The organism is Stenotrophomonas maltophilia group sp. Smal17 (assembly GCF_030237045.1).
Classification (GTDB): domain Bacteria; phylum Pseudomonadota; class Gammaproteobacteria; order Xanthomonadales; family Xanthomonadaceae; genus Stenotrophomonas; species Stenotrophomonas forensis.
Map to the genome: position 1 here is coordinate 11433 of NZ_JASJSU010000093.1, position 4807 is coordinate 16239.

Below are 4807 nucleotides of genomic sequence, written 5' to 3' on the forward strand. Positions count from 1 at the left end.
GCCAGCGGCCGGCACTACCCCTGTCTGGCCGGTACATCCACGCCATGCGTGGAGGGTTGTCCAGTAGATCCACGCCATGCGTGGATGGCGGCTACAGCACTGCCACCAGCAGCCCGGCCACGGGCAACGCGATCGCCAGCGCGGCGATCCACTTCGGCCGGTACGGGTACAACCCGAACGACAACACCGCGCCGCCCAGCGTCATCGTGCCCAGCCACAGCACCGGGCCCATCGCCCAGCCACGGTCGGCCACGCACAGTGCGAACGCCACCGTCAGCAGGAGCCAGCCCAGCACCCGCCACTGCGTGCGGCGTGCCGGCGAGGCAGCCGCCTTGCCATGCAGGTCGTGCTGGTGCTTCTCCATCGCCAGCGACAGCGCCGTGAACGCAGAGAACGACAAGGCCAATGCCAGCAGCATCATGCGCTGGCCTCCGCTTCAACAGCTTCCGCAGCATCAACCGGAGCCTTGGGCGCTGCCGCCGCCGCGGCACGCTTCTTCTTCTCGGCCGCAGACAGTGGTGGCGTCCAGCGCTGCATGCGCCAGCCGCACAGCGCCAGCATCGCGCCGAACGCGATCATCGACAGATCGACGCCAGCCAGCACCCAGTCACCATTGCGCAGGGTCACGCCCAGATGCGCATGCGTGGTCAGCGCGTTGACCACCGGCGCCAGCGCGAACGCGGCGGCGCCCAGGTACAGCTGCCACGCCCACATCATCCGCTTCGGCCAGATGAAGGCGGCCAACAGTGCCGCGCCCCAGGCGTAGAAGAACACGTTGGCCTCGGCACTGGAGCGTTCGGCGATGTCCAGCGGCAGCAGGCGGTTGCCCCAGAAGTAGGCGGCGAACGCGATCGGCAGGCCGGCCACGGTGCCGATGTTCAGTGCGTCGACCAGGCGCAGGCCGAAGCCGATGCGGCCGCTCTTGGCGTGCTTGGGCCGTTCCTTCACTGCCCACAGCACCACGCCGCTGGCCACCATCAGGCAGCCGACCAGGCCGGACAGGAAGAACAGTGCGCGCAGGCCCCAGTCGGCGAAGCGGGCCAGGTGCAGGCCATACAGCACGCCACGGGTGGCGGTGGCAGCACCGGAGGGCGGCGTCTCTTCCAGCAGCGTGCCGTTGATCATGTCGTAGCGCAGCGCCGGGGTGTCGGTGGACAGGCGCTTGCCGTCGCGCTGGCGGATGTCGATGACTGCATTGGCCGCGCCCGGGTTGGATACGGTGAAGCCGGCCACTTCGACGCCATGCCAGTGCGCACGCGCGCTGTCCAGCAGCTGCGCGATCGGCAGCGGTGTGGCGCGTCCCTCGGCCGGCGCGGTCACCTCCGGCATGCCGCCGAAGGCTTCGCTGAAGAACTTGTCCTCGTCCTGCGGGTAGGCCACCTTCACCCCCCACGGCAGGTACATGATCATCAGGGTGACGATGCCGGTGTAGGTGATCATCGCGTGGTAGGGCAGTGCCATCACCGCGCTGACGTTGTGGAAATCCAGCCACGACCGCAGGCCCTTGTCCTTGCGGAAGGTGAAGAAGTCCTTGAAGATTTTCTTGTGGGTGATGACGCCGGTGATGATCGCCACCAGCATGAACATCGCGCAGAAGCCGACCAGGTAGCGCGCCCACAGCACCGGGATGTAATGCAGGTCGAAGTGCAGGCGGTAGAAGAAATCTCCGCCACGCGTCTCGCGCGCCTTCAGGGCCTGGCCGGTGTTCGGGTCCAGCGTGGCATCACCAAAGCCACCGCGACGGCCACGGCTGGGATCGGCCAGCTCCGGCGGCAGCCGCCAGAACATCTGCATGGCCGGGTTGCGCGGTTGCGGCAGGGTGACGAACCAGTTCTCGGCCTGGCTGGCGTTGGCCTGCAGGTAGTCCACCGCGCGCTGCGCGGCCACGTCGATGCTGACCTTGTTGGCCGGCAGCTCCGGGCGCATCCAGCGGCTGATTTCCTCGCGGTAGTAGCTGGCGGTGCCGGCCATGAAGATCAGCAGCAGCAACCAGCCGACCAGCAGGCCGGTCCAGGTGTGCAGCCAGGCCATCGATTGGCGGAATCCGTTCTTCATGCCCAGGCCCCCAGCAGGCGCGCGACGACGGCCATCAGCAGGGTGGGGACCAGGATGCCGACCCAGGCGCGCAGCGCAGTGCGGGTGGCGAACGCCCACAACGCGGCGCAGGCGGCCACCAGGATCGCCAGCAGCATGCCGGTCAACACGGTCTGGCCGCGCGCGCCGGGCAGCGCCAGGGCGCAGAACACGCTGGTCACCGAGGCCAGCGCGTAGCCGCCGAAGATCGCGGCCAGCGAGCGTGACAGCACGCCCCAACGCGGGTTGGAGAAAAAGGTGCGGGGGCTGGCGGTTGCGGGCGAGCGGTCCACGGCATTCCTGCTGGTTTCAGTGAAAAGGGACCGGCGCACCGCAGCGCGCCGGGGGTGGCCATCCGTGGCCGGGCACCGGTCGCAGAACCGGTGCCATCCATCGTCAGAGCTTCCAGCGCAGCGTCATCGTCACGTTGCGTGGTTCGCCCCAATACACGCCGCTGTAGAAACCGACGTTGTTGAAGTACTTCTTGTCCAGCAGGTTGTTGATGTTCAGCTGCGCGCTGAAGTTCTCGTTGAAGCGGTAGCCGCCGGCGAGGTTGACCAGGTAGAACGCGTCCTGGGTGATGTTGGCCTTGCTGCGATCGGGCTTGGTGCTGGTGCTCCAGATGCGGCTCTGCCAGGTCACGCCACCGCCCAGCCAGAAGCGGCCATCGATACCGCCGGGGCGCCAGCTGGTGTTGAGCCGGAAGGTATCCTGCGGTGCGGTGGTCCGCTGCAGTACGCCGTCCTTGTTGCGGATGACGGTGTGGGCGAAGCCGGCCGAGACGTTCCACTGCTCGCCGATGCTGCCCTGGGTTTCGATCTCCCAGCCCTTCACCTTGTTGCCCTTGCCGGTGGAGCGGTAGGCCTGGCTGCCATCGGGCAGGGAGTTCACCGGCACCGAATCATCGATCTCGGCGACGTTGTCCTGCTTGCCCTCGAACACGGCGGCGGAGGCATTGAGCAGGCCGCCGAAGAACTCGGCCTTGATGCCTGCTTCGTACATGTCGCCGACCACCGGCTCCAGATAATTGCCGTTACGGTCGCGGTAGTTCTGCGGCTTGAAGATGTCGGTGTAGCTGACATAACCGCTGAAGATCGAATTGAAGTCGTAGACCAGGCCGGCATACGGAGTGAGCATGTCGTCCGGCCGGTAGCCGGTGCGGGTAATGCTGTTGCGGTTGCCGTTGGCGTCGTAGCCATAGGTCCACTTGCGGGTTTCCCAGCTGCCATAGCGGGCACCCACCACGGCCAGCAACGGATCGGCAAGGCGAAGCCGGGCGGCAACATAGGCGGCGCGCTGGCGCAGTTCGTCCTGTGACGACAGGCGACCAAAGCGGGTCACCGGCAGTACCGGCACCTCGCCGGTCCAGTGACGCCAGTCGGGCACCTGTGCGTAGCCCGGTGCGCTGGAATCGAACGACGTGGCCTCGGACTCACCCTTGCGCACCGACTGGCCCAGGCCGAACACGAGTTCATGCTCGCGCCCGAACAGCTTGAATGGCCCGCCCACGTTGACGTCGAACACGTCCATCGTGCTGTGTTCGTTGAAGTGTGAAATGTAGGCGGTCACGCCGGTACCATCGGCGCGCGGGTAGCCGGCCGCGCCGTACCAGACGCTGCCATCGGTATCGCGCACGGCGTGGCTGACGTTGCCCTTCACCGACCAGCCGTTGCCCAGCTGCTGTTCCAGTCGCGCGAAGCTGGTTTTTTCCACGATCGGCCAGGCACTCCAGGACGCAGAAAGATTGGTCGAGCGTGGCAGGTTGGCCGGCGCGCCATCGGCGCCCCAGTACGGCACCACGCCCCAGGTCACGCCGGTGGTGCGCGGCGACTGGTACTCGTAGCCCACCTCGAACAGCGTGCTGTCACTTAGGTCGGCCTGCACGATGCCGTAGAACACGTCCTTGTCCAGCGCATAGACATCACGGAACGAGTCGCTCTGCTGCTTGGCCGCGACCACGCGCGCACGGATGCGGCCGTCCCAGGCCACGGGGCCGCCGAGGTCGGCTTCCAGGCGACGGTTGCCCCAGCGGCCGAGGGTCAGGTTGGCACCCATCTGGAAAGTGTCGGTCGGCCGCTTGCGGATCATGCTGATGGTGCCGGACGGATCACCCGCGCCGGTGGTCAGGCCGGTGGCGCCGCGGATCACTTCGATGCGCTCGTAGATCACGTTGTCGGTGTTGGTCTTGATCGAGCCACCGAAGGTGTTGAGCATCCCGTCGATCTGGAAGTTGTCGATGGTGTAGCCGCGCGAGACATAATTGATGCGCTCGCTGTCGGTGACCGACACGCTGACGCCCGTCACCTGGCCCATCACGTCGGACAGGGAGAACAGGCCCATGTCATCCAGGCGCTGGCGGGTAAGCACCGTCACCGACTGCGGCGTCTCGCGCAGTGACAGGTCGAGCTTGGTCGCAGTGCGCGCGCCTTTCACCGTATAGCTGCTGGGCATCTCGCCATCGGCAGTCACCTTCACCGTATCCAGCGTGCGCGCGGAAGGATCGGCAGTGCCGTCGGCGTGGGCCAGCGGGGCGATCATCAATGCAGTCACGGCCAGGGCCAACACGGTGGGACGGGGGGAGTTCAGCGGCATTGCCATTGGTGCGGTTCCATGCAGGACGAATCAGGCGATGGAATGCGCAGGTACAGTCGCCATGCGCTCCGCGCACGTCGCCCAGCGAGCCCCATCGACGGTGCGCCACCCGCGCAGTGCGGGTGACCCGGTAGTCGGGGGA

4 protein-coding genes are annotated in these 4807 nt (G+C 66.8%); all 4 read right to left on the minus strand.

What is annotated here, in order from left to right; genetic code table 11:
* Window positions 1–91: 91 nt before the first annotated feature.
* Window positions 92–421, minus strand: a complete 330-nt coding sequence (locus QRO93_RS18100; RefSeq protein ID WP_180878291.1) for a DUF3325 domain-containing protein — start codon at window positions 419–421, stop codon at window positions 92–94.
* Window positions 418–2055: a PepSY domain-containing protein gene (locus QRO93_RS18105; RefSeq protein WP_180878292.1), complete on the minus strand. Its 1638-nt coding sequence runs from the start codon at window positions 2053–2055 to the stop codon at window positions 418–420. The genes QRO93_RS18100 and QRO93_RS18105 overlap by 4 nt, the downstream gene beginning before the upstream one ends.
* On the minus strand, window positions 2052–2366 hold the full coding sequence (locus QRO93_RS18110; RefSeq protein ID WP_049458205.1) for a DUF3649 domain-containing protein: 315 nt from the start codon (window positions 2364–2366) through the stop codon (window positions 2052–2054). Before QRO93_RS18110 ends, QRO93_RS18105 begins: the two co-directional genes overlap by 4 nt.
* Window positions 2367–2469: 103 nt before the next feature.
* A complete protein-coding gene (locus QRO93_RS18115; RefSeq protein ID WP_180878293.1) occupies window positions 2470–4671 on the minus strand; it encodes a TonB-dependent siderophore receptor in 2202 nt (733 codons plus the stop codon).
* Window positions 4672–4807 lie beyond the last annotated feature (136 nt).

Excerpts from the sequence above, each read along its gene's own strand:
- QRO93_RS18100 (WP_180878291.1), bottom strand. The coding sequence starts at position 421 with ATGATGCTGCTGGCATTGGCCTTGTCGTTCTCTGCGTTCACGGCGCTG.
- QRO93_RS18105 (WP_180878292.1), bottom strand. The coding sequence starts at position 2,055 with ATGAAGAACGGATTCCGCCAATCGATGGCCTGGCTGCACACCTGGACC.
- QRO93_RS18115 (WP_180878293.1), bottom strand. The coding sequence starts at position 4,671 with ATGGCAATGCCGCTGAACTCCCCCCGTCCCACCGTGTTGGCCCTGGCC.